Source organism: Pseudomonas sp. SAR267, from assembly GCF_052077595.1.
GTDB lineage: Bacteria > Pseudomonadota > Gammaproteobacteria > Pseudomonadales > Pseudomonadaceae > Aquipseudomonas > Aquipseudomonas vlassakiae.
Genome location: NZ_JBQIHU010000001.1, coordinates 4,242,795 through 4,264,250 on the forward strand (window position 1 = coordinate 4,242,795; position 21,456 = coordinate 4,264,250).

The window sequence follows — 21,456 nt, forward strand, 5'->3', positions numbered from 1 at the left end:
TTTTGCGCCAGGGAATCTATTCACTGCCCGGAGCGTGGCCGAAATAGGCCTTGTAGGCATGGCAGAAGTTGGCGGGGTTGGCATAGCCGACCTGGTAGGCCACCTGCGAAACCTGCCAGCGCCGCTCCAGCAGCAGGCTGCGGGCCAGTTCCAGGCGTTGTTGCCGCACATACTGCAACATAGGCCGGCCAAATTCATCGCGGAATGCCCGGCGCAAGGTGGTCTCGCCCACGCCCAGCTGGCGCGCCAGGCTGGCGGCAGTGGGCGGGGCGCTCAGCTGCGCGTCGAGCAGGCGACGCGCTTCGATGGCCAGGTCCCGTAGCCCGCGATCCGGATTGTTCGTGGCGTGCGCAGGGCCGATCAGGTAGCGGGCCAGCTCCAGCACGATGGCCAGGCTCAGGCTTTCGCAATGCAGGCGCCGGAGCCCGCCAGTGTAAGGAGACAGATACAGCTGCTGCAGCAGGCGGCTCACCGCCGGGCAGTGTGGCAACTGATCGAACCGCATGCCATCTGCCGTCAAGGCCAGCAGGGGCATCAGCTGCGCTTCATCTTGGGCCAGCTCATGGAGGTAGTCACCGGCAATACGCACGCCCGCCATGCGCGCGTGGCTGGCGGCAGGCAACTGGTCCTGCGCCTCCAGGCTCTCGCCGAGGCCCAGCAGGTGCAATTGGCCGGGTGTGTAGCGGTTCAGAGTGCCATCGACCTTGTGCTGCCAGGCGCCATCGAACAGTTGCACGATGCACAGGCTCTGCGGCAGCACCTTGTCGATCTTCAGCGGCTCCGGGAATTGCAGGTTGCAATCGAAGTATTGCAACCCTGCGTGTACCGTCTGCGCCCGATAGTGCCCGGTGGCGCTGCCCAGTATCTGCGCCTTGCGGCTGTCCAGGACACCGGCTTCGGCGAGCGACCCTGGCCTGTCAAAGCAGAAGTCGGTGTCCAGGTAGGGGCTGTTCGATGGCATGAGCGCTAAGCATCCTTGGTTGGCGGCGGCATGAGCGCAAATGGTAACGCGTGCTCATTTTCGGCAACAGCCATTGTGCGGGGCAGGCCATCTTTTGTGCGAACCGGCCACGGGGGTTGGCAGTGTCGGCGCTGCTGTTTTCAATGGTCGATCGTTTTCGCAACAGGATTGAAAAAGATGTTCGCTTATCGCAAATGGGCTGCCCTGCTGGTGGCGTTGGTGGTTTTCAGCCTGGGCCAGGTCCATGCAGAACAACGGCCGGTGGTGGCCGAACAGGTTGTTGCCTACATGGGCACGGAGGGCGTCAAGGTGTGGACGCTGCGCATTGGCGAGCGCGCTGCCAGTGAAGCATTGGTCCAGATCGAAGGCGTTGATCACGACTGGGACATGCGCATCCAGAAGATGCAGGTCGAGAAGACCGCAAAGGACACGCGTTACTCGACGACGGTGGATGGCAAGAAGTTCGTGGTACTGGTCGTTCAGGGCGGCTGGGGCGGTGAGCTGTACCTGCCTGGCGAGCCGCAACCGGTGCAGGTTGGCTATTCCGAGGGGCTTTCGCGTCAAGGCAATGCCCAGGCATTCCTGACCGATTACCTGGCCAAACAGCAGTGAACAGGGGGGAAGATTGATCATGGATAAACCTACCGATCCGCTCGCAGAGCTCTCCGGCTCGCTCGGCGAAGACTATGAGCAATCCCGTGCTGCCCAGCGCGACCGGGTCATCGCCGAACTCAAGCAGGTGATCGAGCGCGTGCCACCGCAAAGCGAGTTCACCAATTCCCGCCGTTACAAGGTCTGGGGGCCGATATTCCTGGTGGGCGCCCTGATCCTTCTGGGCGTCACCTTCAATCTGCAACGCATGGGGGCGGTCGCCGCGGGTGTGTTCATCGTCTGCATTGCCGCCGCGGTGACCTGGCAGCACCGCAACGCCGGCACCCAGGTGTTCATGCGCCTGACTCGCCGGCAGCTGTTCGTCGATACGCTGGATGCCCCGGTCGATATGGCCGAAGTCGAGGACATCGCGGTCAAGGATGAAGGCTTGGTGATGGTACAGACGCTGGAAATGAGCAGCGAAGCCGCGCTGCCGAAGCATCGTGTGGTCAAGCTGCAGTTCTTCGGCAATCAGGCGATGGCACTGAAAAAACCACGACCGCAAATCCGTATCATGTCCGCTGGCCTGGCCTGTAATGGTCGCAAGCTGGACAACGAGGAAGTGCTCGCAATGCTGGCGGCCTACCGTGATGCGGCCCACGCGCAGCGGCAACTGGAGCTGATGCAGGCAGATGGATAACGCCGAGTGCGAAGCGCATCTGGCGTACCTGCAGGCACAGGCCGACGGCCCCCACGACAGCTTCGATCTGCTGGAGCGTTCGTATGGCAAGGTGCTGGCGTGCGCCATGACCGCTCTGTTGCTCTGCGCCCTGGGCGCCTGGCTGGTCTGGCTGGCGTTGCTGTTTGGCCCTCAGGCCAGCGGTGGCGTGCTGTGGCTGCTTTCGGGCTGCGGCCTTGGCCTGGTCGCTGTGGGCCTGGCCGCTCTGACCTGCGCCGCCGCGCTGTACCGCCGGCAGGGCAAGCGGGTATTGAGCGTGACACCCGATACCCTGTGCTTTGCCAATGCCCAGGCACCGACGCCTCTGCATGCGTTCGACGGCTTCGAAGTCGAGCAAGGTTATTTCAGCACCCGCCTGATTTTCACGATGGCGGCCTCCAGCCTCGCCCCTGCGCTGCTTCCGACCAGTTTCAAAGGGCTGGCCTCGCCTGACGCAATCACTGTAGCCGGTGGCTTGCGCGTGCGTTTGTGGCTGTGCACACCGGTAGTGAACGGGCGTCGCCTTGACCTGCAGGCGCTGGTGGACCTGCTCTATGCGTACCTGCAGGCCGCGCAGGCCAGGCACACCCTGGCACAGCTGTTTCCGGGCGTGGCACGCGTGGGGGTAAAGGCCCCATGAAACGCCTGGGTTGGGGGCTGGTCATGCTGCTCTTGCCGCTGGCGTTGTTCGGCTGGGCCACTGTGCAGCACTGGCGGGCCGAGACGGCGCAAGAGCAGGCGCACATCACCCGGCAATGGCTGGCAGCACCCAGCGATACCCTGCTGCAGGCGCTGCCTTGGGCCGCACGCAAGCAGTTTGCCGGGCGCGTCGACACGCGCGAGGTGCTGCAGCGGCAGCTGGACGAACTCGACAACGACCGTCATTGGTTGAGCATGCGCAAGTGGATGGCCAGCGTCGGCGGCTGGCTGGCACTTGGCGCGTTGGTCGCCGGCATTGGCGCCTGGCTCAGGCTCAGGGTCGACGCCTGGCGCGCGTTGCGCTCGGCGCATTACCTGCATCAGCGCATGGCGGCCAGCTGGCGGGTGCTGGGGCGTTGGCTGAGCGCTTACATGGGCCTGCTCGCAGGCTCGCTGTGCCTTGTACTGCTCTATGAAACCAGCGCCGGCTTGAGCCATGCTGCGCAGGGTGGCTTGACCGTGCTGGTCGTGGTGCTGCCGTTGGCCTCGGTGCTGGTCGTCTGCCTGCGTACCCTCTGGCGAATGCGCCAGCAGTGGCCGCAGACGGGGCTGTCGAACGCGAGCTTTCTCGGCCGGGAGCTTGAGCGACAGGGGGCTCCGGCGCTGTGGCAGTGGGTCGAAGGCCTGGCTGCGCAGTTGCACGCGCCAGTGCCGGACCATATCGTGGTCGGCATCGACCAGGGCTTTTTCGTCACCAGCGTGCCGATTGTGCTGCAGCCCGACCACGCGGTGCTCAGCGGGCGAACCTTGTACCTGTCATTGCCATGTCTTGGTGTCCTGAGCCAGCAGGAGACCGCCGCGCTGATTGGTCATGAGCTCGGCCATTTCCGTAGCCGCGACACGGAGCAGGGCAGTGAAATCAATGCGCGCTTCAGCTTGATGTGCGCGCAGTTCTCGGCCATCGTCGACGCCGAGCGGGCCGTCGACTGGGTGGCCCGGCCAGTGGTGTGGATGGCCGGGCAGTTCTTGCACCACTTCCAGATCGCGGTTCACCACTGGGGGCGCGCGCAGGAGTTGCTGGCTGATCGGGCAGGGGCGCAAGTGAATGGCCCGAAGCTGTTCGTGCAAGCGTTGTTGCGGGCAATCGCCGTGGGCAGGGTGGTCGATGCCTTGTTGCTCGAGCGCGGCGGCGAAGGGCTGCTTGCGGCGCTGACCCAGTCCCTGCAGCGCACCCCGTTGCACCTGGACGAAGACGTGCTCGGGCTGACCATGCCCCATCCCTTCGACACGCACCCGCCGATTGCCGCGCGCCTCGACAATCTGGACGTGATGCTTGACGCCGCGCTGCTGCAGGCCGCCATGCGCGCCCCCTCTGAGCATGACCGGCACTGGTTCAACCAGCTCTGCGGGGCTCCTGCCATCAGGGTATAGAGAGACTTCACTTAATATTTCCCATTTGCAGGTGTATCGTATTCGCCCTTCATCGTCAGCCATGCTGGCAGCTTGATTGCGCAGAACGCGAGGTACCCGCACCGATGTCCTTCACCCGTCGACAAATGCTCAAAGGCCTGACCGGCCTGGTTGTGGTTGGCCTGGGCGCCGGTGGCGCGGCGCGTTACTGGCTGGGCAAGGTCGAGGACGATAACGCCGGGCATGACTACGAACTGATCGCCGCACCGCTGGACGTCGAGCTGGTGCCGGGTTTCAAGACTGAGGCCTGGGCCTTCGGCCCTTCGGCGCCGGGTACCGAGCTGCGGGTGCGCCAGGGCACTTGGCTGCGGGTGCGCTTCATCAACCACCTGCCGGTGGAAACCACTATCCATTGGCACGGCATCCGCCTGCCGCTGGAAATGGACGGCGTGCCCTATGTGTCGCAGTTGCCGGTCAAGCCGGGCGAGTACTTCGACTACAAGTTCCGCGTGCCGGATGCCGGCAGCTTTTGGTACCACCCCCACGTCAGCAGTTCCGAAGAGCTTGGGCGCGGTCTGGTCGGTCCCCTGATCGTCGAGGAGCGCGAGCCGACCGGGTTCAGGCACGAACGCACCCTCAGCCTGAAGAACTGGCACGTCGACGAGCAGGGCGGCTGGCTACCCTTCAGCATCCCCCGCGAGGCCGCACGCAACGGCACTGCCGGGCGACTGATCACCATCAATGGCCAGCCCGACGCGGTCACGGAGTTGCCGGCCGGGCAGGTGGTACGCGTGCGCGTGCTGAACCTGGACAACACCTGGACCTACCGCCTCAATCTCAAGGGCAACTGCGAAGCGAAAATCTATGCCCTCGACGGCAACCCGGTGACTCCACGGCCACTGGAGGACGAGTACTGGCTCGGCCCTGGCATGCGCATCTGCCTGGCCATCCGCATCCCCGAAGCGGGTGAGGAAGTTTCCCTGCGCGACGGTTTCGTGCGCCTGGGGACCTTGCGTTCGGTGGCCAGTACCGAAGTACCCGGCGAATGGCCCAAGGCACTGCCGGCAAACCCTATCGCCGAGCCGGACCTGGAGAATGCCGAGAAGCTCAACTTCAATTTCGAATGGGCGGCGAGCGTCTCGGTTGACAGTAATCCAGACAAACCGTCGAGCATGTGGCAGATCAACGGCCAGGCCTGGGACATCACCGACAAGACCTGCGCTGACCGGCCGATCGCCACGCTGAAGAAGGGCAAGAGCTACATCTTCGAGCTGAAGAACATGACCCAGTACCAGCACCCGGTGCATCTGCACGGCATGAGTTTCAAGGTGATCGGCTCCAATCGCCGGCAAATCCCCGAGCCTTACTTCACCGACACCTATCTGCTGGGCAAGAACGAACGTGCCCAGGTCGCACTGGTGGCGGATAACCCAGGCACCTGGATGTTCCACTGCCATGTCATCGACCACATGGAAACCGGCCTGATGGCCGCGATCGCGGTGGTTTGATGCGTCCGCAGATCATCGACCGCAGCCGCGATCAGGAATTCATGCGCCTGGCACTGGCCTTGGCCGCCGAGGGCGCGGCCATGGGCGAGGTGCCGGTGGGCGCGGTGCTGGTGCAGCATGGGCAGGTGATCGGCCAGGGCTTCAACCGGCCGATCGTCGACAGCGACCCCAGCGCCCATGCCGAAATGGTCGCCATTCGCGCCGCTGCCAAGGCGGCCTGTAACTACCGGCTGCCGGGCAGCACGCTGTACGTGACCCTGGAGCCGTGCAGCATGTGCGCGGGGCTGATCGTGCATTCACGGGTGATGAGGGTGGTGTATGGCGCACTGGAGCCCAAGGCGGGCATCGTGCAGAGCCAGGGGCAGTTCTTCGGGCAGGGCTTTCTCAACCATCGGGTGATGGTGGAGGGCGGGGTGCTGGCGCAGGAGTGCGGGCAGATCCTCAGCGACTTCTTCAAGGCCCGCCGAGCCAAGAGCTAGCCTGTTCCGGCCTCTTCGCGGGCACACCAACATCACTCGCCTCAGGCCGGTGGTGTACCTGCTGGAGCGGGTTTACCCGCGAAGGGGCCGGGGCAGGCTTACATTGGCGGCGACTGATCCGCCGGCTTGTCCTTGTTCACGCCGGGCACATGCAGGTTGCCTTCGGCCACCTGGCCTTCAAGCTGCGGCTGGGTCACCCAGGTGAGGATGTCGTAGTAACGGCGGATGTTGGCGACGAAGTGCACCGGCTCGCCACCGCGGGCATAACCATACTTGGTCTGCCGGTACCACTGCTTCTGCGACAGGCGCGGCAGCATCTTCTTCACGTCCAGCCACTTGTTCGGGTTGAGCTTCTCGCGCTTGGCCAGGGTGCGGGCGTCTTCCAGGTGGCCGGTGCCGATGTTGTAGGCGGCCAGGGCGAACCAGGTGCGGTCCGGTTCCTGGATGCTGTCGTCGAGTTCTTCCTTGATCTTCATGAAGTACTTGGCGCCACCCTGGATGCTCTGCTTCGGGTCCAGGCGGTTGGACACGCCCATGGCCTGGGCCGTGCGCTGGGTCAGCATCATCAGGCCGCGTACACCAGTCTTGGAAGTGACTTCAGGCTGCCACATCGATTCCTGGTAGCCGATCGCGGCCAGCAGGCGCCAATCAACCTGTTCGACCTTGGCGTAGCTCTTGAAGTGTTTCTCGTACTTGGGCAGGCGTTGCTGCAGGTGCTGAGCGAAGGTGTAGGCGCCGACGTAGCCGAGCACGTCGACATGGCCGTAGTAACGGTCTTTCAGGCGCTGCAGGGTGCCGTTCTTCTGCGCCTTGTCGAGGAATTCGTTGATCTCGTTGAGCAAGCTGTTGTCATCACCTGCCGCCACCGCCCAGCGCTGGTCTCGGGTGTCGCCCAGGTCGAAGGCGACCCGCACGTTGGGGAAGTACACCTGGTTCATCGCCAGTTCATTGGAGTCGACCAGGGTCAGGTCGATCTGCCCTTCGTCGACCATGCGCAGCAGGTCGACCACTTCGACGGCGTCGGATTCTTCGTAGTCCAGGCCCGGATACTGTTTTTTCAGTTCGGCCAGCTGGTCGGCATGGCTACTGCCCTTGAGCACCATGATCTTCTTGCCGACCAGGCCCTTGGCGTCGGTGGGGCGCGGGCGGCCGTTGCGGTAGATGACCTGCGGGGTCACTTCCAGGTAAGGGTGCGAGTACCTGACCTGGGCCTTGCGCCGGTCGCTGCTGACCAGGCCGGCAGCCGCCAGCACCGGGCCGGAGGGTTTGCCGAGCGAATCGTAGAGTTCGTCGAGGTTGTCGGCGGTCTCGATCTGCAGCTTGACGCCGAGGTCGTCGGCGAAATGCTGGACCAGTTCGTACTCGAAGCCGGTTTCGCCGTTGCGATCCTGGAAGTAGGTAGCCGGGCTGTTGCGGGTAATGACGCGCAGCACGCCGTCCTCCTTCACGCGCTCCAGGGTGCTGGGTTTTTCAACGCAGGCACCGAGCAGCAGAAAGAGTCCGGTTGCGATTAGCCATCTGGCGCAACGCTGGCGCAAAGCAGTGTGGGCGAACATAGGTTGCAGTATACGCAAAGGACCGGCACAGCCATATCTCGACAACAGATAGCTTGTCTGGTAGCGGGTTGTGTGGTGGGGTGGGATTGCATCAAGGCCACCAGGCGCCAGACATCAGAAGGCAGGCACCCGGCAGGCAGCTGACAAGCATCCAGCAGGCCCCCCGCAAGCGCCGCAAAATCTGACCCCGAAGTCCGGTTCAGCCGCCCGGCAGCCATGGCTTAGAGCGGGTGCCGAAAGCCATCGAATTAGGCTAGAATGCACGGCCTCTAAGCACACCCCTTCCTGAGGCTGTCCCGACGATGTTGATCCTGCGCGGCGCTCCTGCCCTTTCTGCCTTTCGCCACGGTAAATTACTCGAGCAACTGAGCCAGAAAGTCCCCGCTGTTACTGGTTTGTATGCCGAATTTGCCCACTTCGCCGACGTTGACGGCGAGCTGACCGCCGACCAGCAGCAGGTGCTGGGCCGTCTGCTCAAATACGGCCCGAGCGTGCCGGTACAGGAGCCGACAGGCCGCCTGTTCCTGGTCGTGCCGCGCCTGGGCACCATCTCGCCCTGGGCCAGCAAGGCCAGCGACATCGCCCATAATTGCGGCCTGCAGTCGATCCAGCGCCTGGAGCGCGGCATCGCCTACTACGTGGCTGGCGACCTGAGCGAGGCCGATGCCGGGCTGATCGCCGCCGAACTGCACGACCGCATGACCCAGCGCGTGCTGGCCAAGCTGGAGCAGGCAGCCGACCTGTTCAGCCACGCCCAGCCCAAGCCGATGACCTCGGTCGACATCCTCGGCGGTGGCCGCGCAGCCCTGGCCCAGGCCAACATCGACCTGGGCCTGGCCCTGGCCGAAGATGAGATCGACTACCTGGTCAACGCCTTCCAGGGGCTCAAGCGCAACCCGAACGACATCGAACTGATGATGTTCGCCCAGGCCAACTCCGAGCACTGCCGCCACAAGATCTTCAACGCCAGTTGGGACATCGACGGCCAGGCTCAGGAAAAGAGCCTGTTCGGCATGATCAAGAACACCTATCAGATGCACAACGAAGGCGTGCTGTCGGCTTACAAGGACAACGCCTCGGTGATCGTCGGCAGCGTTGCCGGCCGCTTCTTCCCGAACCCTGAAACCCGCCAGTATGGCGCGGTGCAGGAGCCGGTGCACATCCTGATGAAGGTCGAGACGCACAACCACCCGACGGCCATCGCCCCGTTCTCCGGCGCTTCCACCGGTTCCGGCGGCGAGATCCGCGACGAAGGCGCGACCGGCCGTGGCGCCAAGCCAAAGGCCGGCCTGACCGGCTTCACCGTGTCCAACCTGCGCATCCCGGGCTTTGAACAGCCATGGGAGCAGGCCTACGGCAAACCTGAGCGCATCGTCGACGCCCTCGACATCATGATCGAAGGCCCGCTGGGCGGTGCCGCGTTCAACAACGAATTCGGTCGCCCGGCCCTGACCGGCTACTTCCGTACCTTCGAGCAAGCCATCGACACCCCGCACGGCGAGGAAGTGCGCGGCTACCACAAGCCGATCATGCTTGCCGGCGGCATGGGCAACATCCGTGAAGGCCACGTACAGAAAGGCGAGATCACCGTCGGCGCCAAGCTGATCGTGCTCGGTGGCCCGGCCATGCTGATCGGCCTGGGTGGCGGCGCCGCCTCGTCGGTGGCCACCGGTGCCAGCTCGGCAGACCTGGACTTCGCCTCGGTGCAGCGCGAAAACCCTGAAATGGAGCGCCGTTGCCAGGAAGTCATCGACCGCTGCTGGCAGCTGGGCGACAAGAACCCGATCGCCTTCATCCACGACGTGGGCGCCGGTGGCATTTCCAACGCCTTCCCTGAACTGGTCAACGACGGTGGCCGTGGCGGCCGCTTCGAACTGCGCAACGTGCCCAACGACGAGCCGGGCATGGCCCCGCACGAAATCTGGAGCAACGAATCGCAAGAGCGTTATGTGCTGGCCGTCAGCGCCGTCGATTTCGAGCGCTTCCAGGCCATCTGCGAACGTGAGCGTTGCCCGTTCGCCGTCGTCGGTGAAGCGACTGAAGAGCCGCACCTGACCGTCAGCGACAGCCACTTCGGCAACACCCCGGTGGACATGCCGCTCGACGTGCTGCTGGGCAAGCCGCCGCGCATGCACCGCTCGGTCACCCGCGAAGCCGAACTGGGCGATGATTTCGACCCGAGCCAGCTGGACCTGGACGCTGCCGTGCAGCGCGTGCTCAGCCACCCGGCCGTGGCCAGCAAGAGCTTCCTGATCACCATCGGCGACCGCACCATCACCGGCCTGGTTGCCCGCGACCAGATGGTCGGCCCGTGGCAGGTCCCGGTAGCCGACTGCGCGGTCACCGCCACCAGCTTCGACGTCTACACCGGCGAAGCCATGGCCATGGGCGAGCGCACCCCGCTGGCGCTGCTGGATGCCCCGGCTTCCGGGCGCATGGCAATCGGCGAGACCATCACCAACCTGGCTGCTGCGCGCATTGAAAAGCTGTCCGACATCAAACTGTCGGCCAACTGGATGTCCGCCGCTGGCCACCCAGGTGAAGACGCGCGCCTGTACGACACCGTCAAGGCTGTCGGCATGGAGCTGTGCCCGGAGCTGGGCATTACCATTCCGGTCGGCAAAGACTCGATGTCGATGAAGACCAAGTGGAGCGAAGAGGGCGTCGAGAAGAGCGTCACCTCGCCGATGTCGCTGATCATCACCGGCTTCGCCCCGGTCACCGACATCCGCCAGACCCTGACCCCGCAACTGCGCATGGACAAGGGCGAGACCGACCTGATCCTGATCGACCTGGGCCGCGGCAAGAACCGCATGGGCGCCTCGATCCTGGCCCAGACCTACGGCAAGATCGCTGCCCAGGCACCGGACGTCGACGACGCCGAAGACCTCAAGGCGTTCTTCGCCGTGATCCAGGGCCTGAACGCCGACGGCCACCTGCTGGCCTACCACGACCGTTCCGACGGCGGCCTGCTGACCACCGTGCTGGAAATGGCCTTCGCCGGCCATTGCGGCCTTGACCTGCAACTCGACCCGCTGACCGACAGCAAGGCCGATGTGGCCGCGATCCTCTTCAACGAAGAGCTGGGTGCGGTCATCCAGGTTCGCCAGGATGCCACCCCGGACGTACTGGCACAGTTCAGCGCTGCTGGCCTGGGCGAAGAGTGCGTCGCAGTGATCGGCAAGCCGATCAACAACGGCGAAGTCTCCATCAGCCTCAATGGTGAAGTGCTGTTCGACGACGATCGGCGCATGCTGCAGCGCCAGTGGGCTGAAACCAGCTACCAGATCCAGCGCCTGCGCGACAACGCCGACTGCGCCGACCAGGAATTCGACCTGCTGCTGGAAGAAGACAACCCTGGCCTGTCGGTCAAGCTGGGCTACGACGTCAACGACGACGTTGCCGCGCCCTACATCAAGAAGGGCGTGCGCCCGCAAGTGGCGATCCTGCGCGAGCAGGGCGTCAACGGCCAGGTCGAGATGGCTGCCGCCTTCGACCGCGCAGGCTTTGCTGCGATCGACGTGCACATGAGCGACATCCTCGCTGGCCGGGTCGACTTCGAAGCCTTCAAGGGCCTGGTCGCCTGCGGTGGCTTCTCTTACGGCGACGTGCTCGGTGCTGGTGAGGGCTGGGCCAAGTCGGCGCTGTTCAACAGCCGCGCCCGCGATGCCTTCCAGGCCTTCTTCGAGCGTAGCGACAGCTTCGCCCTGGGCGTGTGCAACGGTTGCCAGATGATGTCCAACCTGCACGAGCTGATCCCGGGCACCGAGCACTGGCCGCACTTCGTGCGCAACCGCTCGGAGCAGTTCGAGGCGCGCGTGGCCATGGTCGAGGTGCAGAAGTCCAACTCGATCTTCCTGCAGGGCATGGCCGGTTCGCGCATGCCGATCGCCATCGCCCATGGTGAAGGCCATGCCGAGTTCGCCAGCGAAGAGGCACTGCTGGCAGCCGACGTTTCCGGCTGCGTGGCGCTGCGCTACGTCGACAACCACGGCAAGGTCACCGAAGCCTACCCGGCCAACCCGAACGGCTCGCCGCGTGGTATCACCGGCCTGACCAGCCGCGACGGCCGCGTGACCATCATGATGCCGCACCCAGAGCGTATGTTCCGCGCCGTGCAGAACTCCTGGCGCCCGGATGAGTGGCAGGAAGACGCCGCGCTGATGCGTATGTTCCGCAATGCACGGGTGTGGGTGAACTAAGGCGTGTACAAGCTCGCCTTCTTCGTCCCGGCCAGCCACGTTGAAGCGGTCAAGGCCGCCGTGTTCGCCGCCGGTGGCGGGCGAATCGGCGGCTACGATCACTGCGCCTGGCAAACCCTTGGCCAGGGCCAGTTTCGCCCGTTGGACGGCAGCCAGCCGTTCCTCGGGCAAACCGGGCGGGTAGAGGTTGTCGAAGAATGGAAGGTAGAGATGGTGGTCGCCGACGAGCTGATCGTCCCGGTGGTCGCTGCGTTAAGGCACGCTCACCCGTATGAGACGCCCGCGTACGAGGTGTATTTGTTAGCTGATTTCTGAACCCCCGCAAAGGCCCTGACAGTATCCAGTCAGGGCCTTTTGCTTTTTGGGCATGCGGTTGAATGTTTATGAGATGGGCAGAAGCGTTCTGAGGGTCTCGGAGTATTTGATGACCGTGTAGTTGTCATCATTACCCAGCGATTGCAGACGCCTGAGCGAAGCTTCAAGCTCTTCTCTACGGCGCTGCATGAGGCGGGTCGGGCTGCAGGCCTCCTCGATCTTGTCCGGATTGGCTTGCGCCCACTGCTTGACTATCGAGTCGTGCCAACCGGTGTCATTGGGGTGAACGAAGTAACTGCTTGCCAGATGTGAAGGGACCCTTTGGTTGTTCCCGTCCCAGGACTCCTTCACCGCTCTTGCCACTCGCTCGACGGCGTCGTGCGCCAGCAGGGCAGCCAAGTCATGCAGCGGATGGGTCGCATGGTCCTTGGCAAGCTGAGAGTGGGTGACGATTGCGCTTTCATCGACATTCGGGTCACTGTCCAGCGCAACCTGGAGTGTACCCATCTGGTCGCCTGCCCATGACGCCAACTTCTGCATGAGCCAATTCTTGGCATAACTGATGGCATTGAGTGGCAGGTCGCGGACCCAAAGGGCCGCTCGTACCTGGTTGAACAACGGGTTTTTCGCGGCGATGTCACGTTGGTCAAGGGTGAACTTGAAGGCTTGCGCGATTTCAGGAACATTGGTGTCATCGAGCAAAATCAACAGCGCCCGCTCGTTTTCGCTGCGCTCATGTTCATCTATTGGCCGGAAGGCAAGGGATTCGGTGGGGAAGAGTATTCTCGCCAAGGGTTCGGCCAGGCTGCCAATGACGTCGAGCCCACTGAATCGGCCGGTTACCACCGGGCATGGGTGCCTGGCGCCGATGAGGTCGACTGACCACGTGGCAACGTCTGCATACCCTGCTTTGCGCAAACACAGCTCGGCATAGTTGGAATGGGCGAACAAATCTTCGAGCACATGCAGTGCTTCACCGAGGTTACGCATGCCAGTGGCTGTCATGCCCGCTGTTTTTGCGGCATCCAGCCTGTCCATCATGTAGCTGACCCCCGGCTTGAAGTAGCTCATGGTCCAATGCTCGGGGTCGATGCTGTTGAGCGGGTCGTCGCGAAACACCAGCGGCTCGAATTCTGCATCGACGGTACGAGGATCGAGGGGATCTTCGTCGAGGTTGATCGGGTTGTCGATATGTTGCGAAGGCCGGTAAACCCCGAGCAGTTCAGGTGTGACGGTGTAGTCCTGGCGGCCTTGGGGGTCGGTTTGCAAACTGTGAAACTTCTTCAGTGCCATCCAGTCGACCAGCTTGGTCAGTGCCTGCCGGGTGAACAGGGCGGGGAATTTGGGTGTCGCTTCGGGCCTGCGAATGACCTTGGGATCGATAAGCTGTGAGTAATCGCGCAGCCAGTTACCGAAGTAGATGGCCAGGCACTGGTCGTCGTTGAAGCCGACGCGGGTCAGGGCCGTTTTGCCTATGGTCTCGTGTGCATGCGACTCAAGGTCTTCCGCTTCAGCGGCGAAGCGCTTGCGGCGCCGTGCTTGCTCAGGCGGTGCCGGAGCGTCCTCAAGCGGCGGCAGCGTCAGCGAAAGGGGGCCGTCGTACTGAGCGCTGGTGTAATTGGCAAACGTTTCTCCGTTTTCAGGAACACGGTCGAAGTAGGTCATTATGGCTGCATAACGACTCGCAAATTCGGGCTGGACCTCTTCCATGGCGGGCTCGGCACCCTCCAGTTCCTCAAAGTCCTCGCGCAGGACTGCGTCTATGTGCAAGCCAAACCCTTCGATCAGTGCAATGAGCAACGCCGGCGTGCCGTCGGCTTGCTCCAGTGCCTGTTCAACTGTTGTGCGATCGACCACGATAGTGCGGGTTTCACTGTCGTAGGTGGTAATCGCCGCCTCGAGATTCGCCACGCGATACCCAGGGTTGGCCAGGGTTCCGGACATGAGCGCCTCTTTGAGCCTGCGCAACGATGCGACGGGGGTATTGGCGGCGAATACGGGCAGTAGCGTCTGAGCAAACAGAAGCTCGCTGGATGACGCTGCGAACCGCTTCAACTGGTCCAGTGCGTAGGTGCTGACGAGCGTCGAGGTGCTATCGCTGTTTTCGGTGGTCATGGCCATTCTCACAGAGTGTTGGGAATGGCCATGCTGAGTGGTTGGCCGATGGCTAATGCAGCAGGAATTTCTCTCATGCATGGCTCAAGGGGTATCGGGATGTTTGAGCACAGCGCCGCACGCCAGTAACCCCACCTCGAACAGCACCCACATCGGCACCGCCAGCAGGGTCTGTGAAAACACATCCGGCGGCGTCAGAATCATCCCCACCACAAAGCAGCCGACGATCACGTAGGGCCTGCTGTGCCGTAACGTGGCCACATCGGCCAACCCCACCCAGACCACGATGAAGGTCGCCACCGGGATCTCGAAGGCCAGGCCGAACGCCAGGAACAGCGCCAGGATGAAGTCCAGGTACTGGCTGATGTCGGTCATCATCGCCACGCCGTCCGGCGTCACGCTGGCAAAGAAGCCGAACATCATCGGGAACACCAGGTAGAACGCGAAGGCCATGCCGGCATAGAACAGCACGATGCTCGACACCAGCAACGGCAGGGCGATGCGCCGCTCGCGGCGGTACAGGCCAGGGGCGAGAAACCCCCAGGCCTGGTGCAGCAACAGCGGCATGGCGACGAACAGCGCACACATCGCCGTCAGCTTGAATGGCGTGAGGAACGGCGAGGTGACGCTGGTGGCGATCATGCTGGCGCCTTCCGGCAGGAAGCGGCGCAGCGGCTCGGAGATCAGTGTGTAAAGTTGCTGGGCGAAGGGGAACAGGCCGGCGAACACCACCGCCAGCAACAACAGGCAGCGCACCAGGCGTTTGCGCAGGTCACGCAGGTGCTCGGTCAACGGCATGCGTGCCGCTGGGTCCACGGCGATGCTCATGGCGTGTTCTCCCGGGCGACGGTGGCGGGGACGTTGTCATTGGCCGGTTCCGCCTTGAGGCTGATGCCCTGGCGTATTTCCTGCTCCAGGCGTTGCAAGGGGGCGCTGTCCAGGCTGGGCATATCGATCTCCCGCTCCATCTGTGCACGCAAACCGTTCATTGCCCGGCGTGCCTGGCCCAGCCCGCGGCCCAAGGTACGTGCCGCGACCGGCAGGCGCTCCGGGCCAAGCACCAACAGCGCGACGATACCTACCAGCAAGAGTTCGCTGAAGCCAATGTCGAACATCAGGCTTGGCGATCCGCTTGCGGCTGCTGTGCGGCCTGAGCGGTTACCGGTGGCTGCTGTTGGATGTGAGTGGCGCCTGGCGCGTTGACGTCCTGGTCGCCGCCCATGGACTTGCGAAAGCCCTGGATCGCTTCACCGACATCGCTGCCCAGGCCCTTGAGCCGCTTGGTGCCAAACAGCAAAAACACGATCAGCAGTACGATCACCAGTTGCCAGATTCCGATGCCACCCATTTCGACCACTCCTGTAAGGCCATGAAAATGAAGGCCAATCCTGCCGCGTGTAGATGACGCCCATATGACTGCAAGGCCATTGCAACCTGGCTGCAACAACCCGCGTGTTGACTGGCGCTTTCATCGAGGAAAAGGATGCGCGCAGATGTACGGCAAGCGACAGCAGGGTGCGGCACTGCTGATGGTGATGGTGGTGCTGGCCATGCTCGCCGCCGGCATGGCCTGGCTGGTAGAGGATGGCCGCCGTCAGGTGGATGAGGTGCAGCTGTTGCGCCAGCGGGTGCAGGTGCGGGCGATGGAACAGGCCGGCCTGGCGTATGCCGAACAGGCCCTGCGTGACCCTGCCTGGCGGCTTAGCCCGCTGTTCTGGCAAGCCTTGCGCGGGCAACCGCTGAAATACGATTTCGGTGCCGGGCAGGCGCAGTTGCGGGTGCGTGATCAGCACACCTGCTTCAATGTGAATGCGCTGCTGGGGGCCGATGGCGAGCGTGCCGAGCGCCAGCTCAAGCACCTGCTGGGTGATGACATGGCCGCCGAACGCCTGGTCGATGCGCTGGCCGACTGGCTCGACAGTGACAGCGACGCCCGCCTGCAAGGCGCTGAAAGCGCCCAGTACCTGCGCCAGCAACCGCCACGGCTGGCCGCCAACCAGCCGATGCTCGATACCAGCGATCTGAACCTGCTGCTGGAGCCGGATGCTACCCGCCAGCGTCGTTACCCGATGCTGTGTGCCTTGCCACAGACCACAGGCTGGCGCCTGAATGCCAATGCCTTGGGGTTGGAGCACCTGCCGCTGCTCGATGCGCTGTATGAGGGGCGTTATCCGCGGTCGTTGCTTGGCCGCATCATCAGTGGCCGGCCGGCGTCGGGGTATGAAGATGCCTCGGCGTTGCGCCAGGCGCTGGGGGCGGTGGATGACGAGACGTTCGAGCGGTTGAGCGAGGGGTTGCTGCTCAACAGTGGGCATTACCTGTTGCAACTGTCGTTCGAGGAACAGGGCAGGGTGATGCGCAGTGAGTTTCAGGTGGAGGCGTTAGGCGTGGTGCAGTGGCATGCCCGGGTGCCGGCGCAACAAGTGCGGGTGCGCAGCCGGGAGCCGATGGCTTGGTAACCTGTACCGGCCTCTTCGCGGGCTTGCCCGCTCCCACAGGAACCCCGCAGACCTTGAAGGATGTGCAACACCTGTGGGAGCGGGCAAGCCCGCGAAATGGCCGGTACAGCCAGCACAAGGCTGGCTGACCGGCATGGAATCAAGCAGTACCGATTTCCCCACCATCATCCCGCTGGATCACCACCGTCGTCGCACGTGGCCTGACCTTGGTCCCTGCCGGAGTCGCATCGGTCGCCTTGTCGGTATACGGCCAGTTATCCGGGTGCTGGATGTTGATGAACATCGTCTTGTTGTCCGGCGTGAAGCTGATGCCGGTCACCTCGCAACCGTTCGGCCCGACGAAGAAGCGGCGCAGGGCCGTCTGGTTCTGGGCATTGATCGGCACCTGCTTGCCGCTGGCATCGACCAGGTCGGTGGGGATCACCGCCAGCAGCTGGTCGTTGGTGTAGTCGGTGAGCGTGGTTTCGCCGTTGTCGGTCTCGAACCACAGCACGCCACGGCTATCGAAGCTCATGCCGTCCGGGCTGGCGAACTGGTTGAGTTCGGTCAGGCCGGAGCGGTTGATGTCGGCGGTCCCTGCAGCGTTGGCGCCGAACACGAAGATGTCCCAGGTGAAGCTCAGCTGGTCGTCGCTGTCATGCCAGCGGATGATATGGCCGTGGCGGTTCGGGCCGCGCGGGTTCGCTGCATCGACCTTTTCCGGGGTGCGCGCACTGTTGTTGGTCAGGGTCAGGTAGGCATCGCCGTTGAGCGGGTTGACGGCGGTCCACTCCGGCCGGTCCATGGGCGTGGCGCCTACTGCATCACCGGCACCCCGGGTGTTGAGAATGATGCCGGCAAGGTCGCCGTACAGCGCACCGAGGGTGCTGCCGCCGGTGGTGGCGGTGTTCACGTCGAGCAGCAGCCACACGCCGGTGCCGTCGGCATTGAAGCGGGCAACGTACAGCTTGCCCTGGTCCAGGTACTTGGCCCCGGTGGCCAGGCGGTCGGCGGGGTTGGCGTCGGCGGCATCCCAGACGGCGGTGGAAACCCACTTGTACAGGTATTCGTTGTTGGAGTCGTCGCCCATGTACCAGACCAGCGGCTTGCCGACCACCGGCAGGCCCGGGCAGCAGCCTTCGTGGCGGAAGCGGCCCAGGGCGGTGCGCTTGGTGGCCAGGGTGCTGCTGTTGTACGGGTCGATCTCGACGATGTAGCCATAGGTGCTGGCTTCGTTGCGGTAGTCGTCGGTGGCGCTGGCACCTTTGACGGTGACGTCGAAGCGGGCGAATTCATCGGCCACTTCGCTGCTGTCACCGGCAGCGCTTTCCCACTTGTACTGGCCACTAGAGGTGCCCACGCCGATGCGGCGCTGGTCTTCGGGGCGGGTGCCTTTGTTGACGAAGATGCCCGGCCAGTTCTCTTCGCAGGTCAGGTAGGTGCCCCACGGGGTGTAGCCATTGCCGCAGTTGTTGTTGGTGCCGCGGCAGTGGGTGCCATCGACCGAGTACTTGGTCTTGACGTGGTCGGTACCCCGCAGCGGGCCGGTCAGCTCCATGCGCGAAGCGGTGGTGAAGCGGCGGTTGAGCGGGTCGTTGTCGACCACCTGCCAGCGGCCGTTGACCTTCTGCAGGCGCACCACACCGGCGCCGTGGGCGTTGATTTCCTTGCGCACTTCTTCGGCCGGGCGCTTGCCACTGGCATCGGTAGTCGGCCCGTTGGGGTGCAAGGCCGCGGTGTCGATGTACTCGAAGTTGATCGCCAGCAGGCCGTCTTCGGAGCTGCCGTTGATCGGGAAGAAGTGCATGCCGTCGTGGTGCATGCCCATGGCGTTGGCCTGGTCGGTCGAGGTGTTGCTGCCGTCCGCTTTCCACGGGTTGGCGTTGCTGTTCAGCGGCGTGCCCCAAGGCGCCAGCACGTAGGCGCTGTAACCGGCGGCGACGACGCAGGCGTCGGTGCGCGAGCCGGCGATGGACTGGAAGCCCAGGGCCAGTTTCGGGACTTCCGGTTCGGTCGGCTCGGTTACCGGCGGTTGCGGTGCTGGATCGTCATCGGAACCGCCACCACTGTCGAAACAGCCAGTCAGGCCGGTACCGGCGATCATGGCTATGGCGGCGCCCAGGCTGCCACGCATCACGCTACGACGGCTCAGGTAAGCGTCCATCACGCTGGCCATCGGCAGGTTGCCGCTCTGGTTGCGGTCCAGGTTATCGCCGGTATCTCGACTCATCAGGATGTCCTTGTAGTGGCTGAGTTAGAGGAAACCGCGACTTTAGGGCGCTACTGTGATGATTCATTGGCAGAAATATGAACGGGTTTTTAAAACTGTAAGTTCTTATTTCAAAATCAGACAGATCAATTTGGAATGTCTGTCGGATTTTTGACATCAAACTGTCATGCCAACGCCGCAACATCCGGGGCCCAACGAGAACTCGGATAAGGATGGCGGGCCCGATGGCGAGCAGTGTTAACAGGCGCGAATTGATCAGCTGGATGGGTGTCGGTGCGCTGGCGCCGTTGCTCGGCGCCTGTTCCGCATTGCCAGGCCAACGTGGCGGCAGCGCCAGTGTGGATCTGTTGTACGTCGCTGATACCCTCGATGCCCGCCAGCCCGGTTTGCCGGTCGTGCCAGCCACGCGCCTGGGCCCGGTCAGCCAGCTGGGCCGGGCACCGTGGATGACCGGTGCCAGTGCCAGCCTGGCACATCCGCAACTGGCACCCTTGCTCGATGCGAACCAGGCGGCGGGCGCAACGCTTGGCGGCTATGCGGTGCTGGGTGCGCTGCTGGAGCAATTGCGCAACGAAGCCGGGCCGGGCAACAGCCTGACCCTGGAGAACGGCCAGGGCTGGAACGGTAGCGGCCTGGCCTACCTGACCCAGGGCGAAAGCGGCGTGCAGGGCAGTCAGTTGCTGGGCAGCGAAGCGCGGGTCAGCAGCGATGAACGCGTGCTCTGGCCCCAGCGCAGCGCGGCGCTCTACCGCCAGTCTGGCGCTGTCACCCTTGCTGCCGGGTTGGCACAAGAGCAGCGCAAATCGTTGGGCCTGGAGCCTCTGCAGGTGTTCGAGCGCGGCGCTGCCCGGATCGCCGTGGTCGGTGTCACTGACCCTTATGCACAAGACCAGAAGGGCTCGCTCAAACAGTGGTACCAGTCACTGCTGCCGACCTTCGAGCAGGCGCGGCGCGAGGCCGACCTGGTGGTGGCGATGGCCGATGTCGGCACCGGGCCGGGCCTTTGGCTGGCCGAGCGACTGGCCGAAGCCGATGTACTGCTCTGTGCCCGTGGTCAGGACCTGTGGCCGGTACCGGTTCAAGCCACCCAGGCCAGCGGCCGTCGGGTGCCTGTGCTGTTTGCCGGATGCCGCGGCAGTGGCGCATTTCGTCTGCGCTGCAAGCAGGTGGCTGGGCATTGGCAGTTCGACGGGCAGTTCTTCCCGGCGTTTGCACGCTACCTGTCGCCTGCAGCGCAGATGCGCGCCAGCCAATTGCAGGGTGAGCTGCGCCAGCAACGGGCCGGCCACGCGGCGTGGCTCGACCAGCCACTGGCGCGTGCGCCGCAGGCCATGTGGCGGCGCGATACCCGTGGCGGTAGCTGGGACCGCCTGCTGCACCAAGCCTTGGCCGATGACAGCAGCCTGCCTGTGCTGCTGCCGGGTCTGCGCTACGACTACCCCCTGGCGGCAGGCGAGGCGATCACTCGCGAGCACTTGATCAGCCTGACCGGTGGCTACCCGGCACCCGTCATCGAGGCCCCGGCCCGGCAAGTTGAACAAGTGCTGGAGAACGCAGCCGAGCAACTGTTCGGAGACCCCTTGCTGCTCGACAACAGCCAGGACCTGCCGCGTTGGCAGGGCCAGGCCTGGCGTGTCAGCTACAGCCCGCAAGGCAAGCGCGTGAGCGGTATCGACGCGGTGCAGGGCTTGTGCCGCACCTTTGGCCTGCAATTCGAAGCCCGGGCAGGCGAGCCGCTGTGGCAGCGGGTCGAGGCCTGGCTGGCGCGGCAGAAGGCCGATTGGCAACTGGCGTCGTTGCCATTGCCCGAGGTGCGCTACGTGCAGGGTCACCCAGGCTGGCACCCGCGGCAGGCCGTTTCGTGAGCCGGGCTTCACGCCTGATGACTGGCGGCCTGCTGACCCTGGCCGGCTGGCTGGCCGCCCAGTGCGTGTTGCAACTGAGCCGCCAGCCGCAACCGGCCAGCCCGGCGCAGGTCGCCACCACACCGCTACCTGGCCTGCTGATCGGTCACTGGCAGCCAGCGGTCGATGACGGCGCGATTGCCATCACCCGCCTGCCGTTGCAGTACCTCGGGGGCCTCAAGGCCCAGCCGTTGTCGGCCAGCGTGGTGGTGGTGCGCTATGGCCAGCAGGTTCGCACCCTCGGCCGCGGTCAACGCCTGGCACCGGGCATCGTATTGCAGGACATCGATGCCGATGGCCTGATTTTCGACAACCAGGGGCGGCGCGAGCGCCTGCCCTGGCCGCCACGCCCTGTCGTGACCGGCTTCAAGCGGCAAGGATGAATGATGT

Annotated in this window: 18 protein-coding genes; 11 read left to right on the forward strand and 7 right to left on the reverse strand. The window is 64.1% G+C overall.

The window, feature by feature from the left end:
• Nucleotides 1–16: 16 nt before the first annotated feature.
• Complete coding sequence (locus tag ACTORR_RS19975) at nt 17–961, reverse strand: helix-turn-helix transcriptional regulator (RefSeq protein WP_054886235.1); 945 nt, start codon at nt 959–961, stop codon at nt 17–19.
• A gap of 177 nt (nt 962–1,138) precedes the next feature.
• Here ACTORR_RS19975 and ACTORR_RS19980 point away from each other — a divergent pair, with 177 nt between their 5' ends.
• The 6 genes from ACTORR_RS19980 to tadA all read left to right on the forward strand — a co-directional run bounded on the left by ACTORR_RS19980 (nt 1,139) and on the right by tadA (nt 6,306).
• Entirely contained in the window at nt 1,139–1,573 is a 435-nt protein-coding gene (locus ACTORR_RS19980; protein ID WP_313364527.1) for a hypothetical protein, read from the forward strand.
• A gap of 19 nt (nt 1,574–1,592) precedes the next feature.
• Nucleotides 1,593–2,252, forward strand: coding sequence for a hypothetical protein (locus tag ACTORR_RS19985; protein WP_054886237.1), 660 nt, complete (start codon nt 1,593–1,595; stop codon nt 2,250–2,252).
• A complete protein-coding gene (locus ACTORR_RS19990; RefSeq protein ID WP_099815899.1) occupies nt 2,245–2,910 on the forward strand; it encodes a hypothetical protein in 666 nt (221 codons plus the stop codon). The genes ACTORR_RS19985 and ACTORR_RS19990 overlap by 8 nt, the downstream gene beginning before the upstream one ends.
• Nucleotides 2,907–4,340, forward strand: coding sequence for a M48 family metallopeptidase (locus ACTORR_RS19995; protein WP_313364526.1), 1,434 nt, complete (start codon nt 2,907–2,909; stop codon nt 4,338–4,340). The genes ACTORR_RS19990 and ACTORR_RS19995 overlap by 4 nt, the downstream gene beginning before the upstream one ends.
• 104 nt (nt 4,341–4,444) lie before the next feature.
• Nucleotides 4,445–5,827 (forward strand): multicopper oxidase family protein, encoded by a 1,383-nt coding sequence (locus ACTORR_RS20000; RefSeq protein WP_054886240.1) that lies wholly within the window; start codon nt 4,445–4,447, stop codon nt 5,825–5,827.
• Nucleotides 5,827–6,306: a tRNA adenosine(34) deaminase TadA gene (gene tadA / locus ACTORR_RS20005; RefSeq protein ID WP_099815901.1), complete on the forward strand. Its 480-nt coding sequence runs from the start codon at nt 5,827–5,829 to the stop codon at nt 6,304–6,306. Before ACTORR_RS20000 ends, tadA begins: the two co-directional genes overlap by 1 nt.
• Nucleotides 6,307–6,404: 98 nt before the next feature.
• Here the strand turns inward: tadA and mltF are convergent, their stop codons facing one another.
• Nucleotides 6,405–7,862 (reverse strand): membrane-bound lytic murein transglycosylase MltF, encoded by a 1,458-nt coding sequence (mltF, locus tag ACTORR_RS20010; protein ID WP_054886242.1) that lies wholly within the window; start codon nt 7,860–7,862, stop codon nt 6,405–6,407.
• A gap of 302 nt (nt 7,863–8,164) precedes the next feature.
• On the opposite strand from mltF, the gene purL reads away from it, so the two are divergent.
• On the forward strand, nt 8,165–12,064 hold the full coding sequence (gene purL, locus ACTORR_RS20015) for a phosphoribosylformylglycinamidine synthase (protein WP_054886243.1): 3,900 nt from the start codon (nt 8,165–8,167) through the stop codon (nt 12,062–12,064).
• Nucleotides 12,065–12,067: 3 nt separating this feature from the next.
• Complete coding sequence (locus ACTORR_RS20020; protein ID WP_054886244.1) at nt 12,068–12,379, forward strand: hypothetical protein; 312 nt, start codon at nt 12,068–12,070, stop codon at nt 12,377–12,379.
• Between the two features lie 66 nt (nt 12,380–12,445).
• On the opposite strand, the gene ACTORR_RS20025 is transcribed toward ACTORR_RS20020, so the two are convergent.
• From ACTORR_RS20025 to tatA, 4 genes are all read right to left on the reverse strand, one after another.
• Nucleotides 12,446–14,494 (reverse strand): Het-C domain-containing protein, encoded by a 2,049-nt coding sequence (locus tag ACTORR_RS20025; protein WP_262109163.1) that lies wholly within the window; start codon nt 14,492–14,494, stop codon nt 12,446–12,448.
• An 84-nt stretch (nt 14,495–14,578) separates the two neighbouring features.
• Entirely contained in the window at nt 14,579–15,322 is a 744-nt protein-coding gene (gene tatC, locus ACTORR_RS20030; RefSeq protein WP_054886246.1) for a twin-arginine translocase subunit TatC, read from the reverse strand.
• The gene (gene tatB / locus ACTORR_RS20035; RefSeq protein WP_313364524.1) at nt 15,319–15,609 is read right to left on the reverse strand and encodes a Sec-independent protein translocase protein TatB; all 291 of its coding nucleotides are present in this window, start codon (nt 15,607–15,609) and stop codon (nt 15,319–15,321) included. Before tatB ends, tatC begins: the two co-directional genes overlap by 4 nt.
• Nucleotides 15,609–15,842, reverse strand: coding sequence for a twin-arginine translocase TatA/TatE family subunit (gene tatA, locus ACTORR_RS20040; protein WP_054886248.1), 234 nt, complete (start codon nt 15,840–15,842; stop codon nt 15,609–15,611). The genes tatB and tatA overlap by 1 nt, the downstream gene beginning before the upstream one ends.
• A 145-nt stretch (nt 15,843–15,987) precedes the next feature.
• Between tatA and gspK the strand changes: the two genes are divergently transcribed.
• Entirely contained in the window at nt 15,988–16,953 is a 966-nt protein-coding gene (gene gspK, locus ACTORR_RS20045) for a type II secretion system minor pseudopilin GspK (protein WP_313364523.1), read from the forward strand.
• A 139-nt stretch (nt 16,954–17,092) separates the two neighbouring features.
• Here gspK and ACTORR_RS20050 read toward each other — a convergent pair whose 3' ends face one another.
• Nucleotides 17,093–19,162 carry a PhoX family protein gene (locus tag ACTORR_RS20050; protein WP_313364522.1) on the reverse strand — a complete coding sequence of 690 codons (2,070 nt, stop codon included), beginning with the start codon at nt 19,160–19,162 and terminating at the stop codon, nt 17,093–17,095.
• Between the two features lie 224 nt (nt 19,163–19,386).
• Here ACTORR_RS20050 and ACTORR_RS20055 point away from each other — a divergent pair, with 224 nt between their 5' ends.
• Together ACTORR_RS20055 and ACTORR_RS20060 are read left to right on the forward strand one after the other, a co-directional pair.
• A complete protein-coding gene (locus ACTORR_RS20055) occupies nt 19,387–21,027 on the forward strand; it encodes a lipoprotein UxpA (protein ID WP_441343821.1) in 1,641 nt (546 codons plus the stop codon).
• Complete coding sequence (locus ACTORR_RS20060) at nt 21,024–21,449, forward strand: pilus assembly protein PilZ (RefSeq protein WP_313365591.1); 426 nt, start codon at nt 21,024–21,026, stop codon at nt 21,447–21,449. Before ACTORR_RS20055 ends, ACTORR_RS20060 begins: the two co-directional genes overlap by 4 nt.
• Nucleotides 21,450–21,456 lie beyond the last annotated feature (7 nt).

Bases quoted from the DNA above. Each gene is read 5' to 3' on its own strand.
- ACTORR_RS19975 (WP_054886235.1), bottom strand. From the start codon at position 961: ATGCCATCGAACAGCCCCTACCTGGACACCGACTTCTGCTTTGACAGG.
- ACTORR_RS19980 (WP_313364527.1), top strand. From the start codon at position 1,139: ATGTTCGCTTATCGCAAATGGGCTGCCCTGCTGGTGGCGTTGGTGGTT.
- ACTORR_RS19985 (WP_054886237.1), top strand. From the start codon at position 1,593: ATGGATAAACCTACCGATCCGCTCGCAGAGCTCTCCGGCTCGCTCGGC.
- ACTORR_RS19990 (WP_099815899.1), top strand. From the start codon at position 2,245: ATGGATAACGCCGAGTGCGAAGCGCATCTGGCGTACCTGCAGGCACAG.
- ACTORR_RS19995 (WP_313364526.1), top strand. From the start codon at position 2,907: ATGAAACGCCTGGGTTGGGGGCTGGTCATGCTGCTCTTGCCGCTGGCG.
- ACTORR_RS20000 (WP_054886240.1), top strand. From the start codon at position 4,445: ATGTCCTTCACCCGTCGACAAATGCTCAAAGGCCTGACCGGCCTGGTT.
- tadA (WP_099815901.1), top strand. From the start codon at position 5,827: ATGCGTCCGCAGATCATCGACCGCAGCCGCGATCAGGAATTCATGCGC.
- mltF (WP_054886242.1), bottom strand. From the start codon at position 7,862: ATGTTCGCCCACACTGCTTTGCGCCAGCGTTGCGCCAGATGGCTAATC.
- purL (WP_054886243.1), top strand. From the start codon at position 8,165: ATGTTGATCCTGCGCGGCGCTCCTGCCCTTTCTGCCTTTCGCCACGGT.
- ACTORR_RS20025 (WP_262109163.1), bottom strand. From the start codon at position 14,494: ATGACCACCGAAAACAGCGATAGCACCTCGACGCTCGTCAGCACCTAC.
- tatC (WP_054886246.1), bottom strand. From the start codon at position 15,322: ATGAGCATCGCCGTGGACCCAGCGGCACGCATGCCGTTGACCGAGCAC.
- tatB (WP_313364524.1), bottom strand. From the start codon at position 15,609: ATGTTCGACATTGGCTTCAGCGAACTCTTGCTGGTAGGTATCGTCGCG.
- tatA (WP_054886248.1), bottom strand. From the start codon at position 15,842: ATGGGTGGCATCGGAATCTGGCAACTGGTGATCGTACTGCTGATCGTG.
- gspK (WP_313364523.1), top strand. From the start codon at position 15,988: ATGTACGGCAAGCGACAGCAGGGTGCGGCACTGCTGATGGTGATGGTG.
- ACTORR_RS20050 (WP_313364522.1), bottom strand. From the start codon at position 19,162: ATGAGTCGAGATACCGGCGATAACCTGGACCGCAACCAGAGCGGCAAC.
- ACTORR_RS20055 (WP_441343821.1), top strand. From the start codon at position 19,387: ATGGCGAGCAGTGTTAACAGGCGCGAATTGATCAGCTGGATGGGTGTC.